Annotated in this window: 1 protein-coding gene; it reads right to left on the reverse strand. The window is 65.9% G+C overall.

Going from position 1 to position 504, the window contains the following annotated elements:
* Positions 1-237: 237 nt before the first annotated feature.
* A partial coding sequence (locus AACY52_RS30255; protein ID WP_339561370.1) for a hypothetical protein occupies positions 238-504 on the reverse strand: 267 nt, incomplete at its 5' end.

Raw genomic sequence — 504 nt, forward strand, 5'->3', positions numbered from 1 at the left:
GGCTGCGGCTGCCGACATCACGCCGGCAACCGACGCGGCTCTGCAGGCCGAGCTGGCTGCGGAAACCGAGCGCCAGATCGACGCGTAAGCGTCGCTGAATTGTAACGAGGGTCGCCTAGCGGCCTTCCCATTGCCGTTCGTGCTGAGCTTGTCGAAGCACCGCTCTCCCTTGCATGCCAGGCGCGGGAAGAGGGCTACCCTTCGACAGGCTCAGGGCGAACGGGGAAGGGGGCGGCTTTACCCTCTACGGAAGGGGGATGCCGTGTGCACCACCCCACAAGCGCGAATGCGGTGCGCCTCCAGCCCGGTGCGGAATTCCGGGGGCAGTTCGGTCAGGCCGCCACTGGCGCTCATCACCAGCACCACGTCGGCGGTGGCGATGCATTCGCCTTTCTGGAAGGCGGCGGCGAGGATGCTCCAGCTGCGGTTGCCGATCTCGCCAATGCCGCTGGCGATCTCGACATCGTCGGGGAAGAAACCCTCGCCCAGATAATTGATCTCGAG

Origin of the sequence: Pseudomonas sp. EA_65y_Pfl1_P113, from assembly GCF_963970525.1 — a bacterium.
In the GTDB taxonomy this organism is placed as follows: domain Bacteria; phylum Pseudomonadota; class Gammaproteobacteria; order Pseudomonadales; family Pseudomonadaceae; genus Aquipseudomonas; species Aquipseudomonas tritici.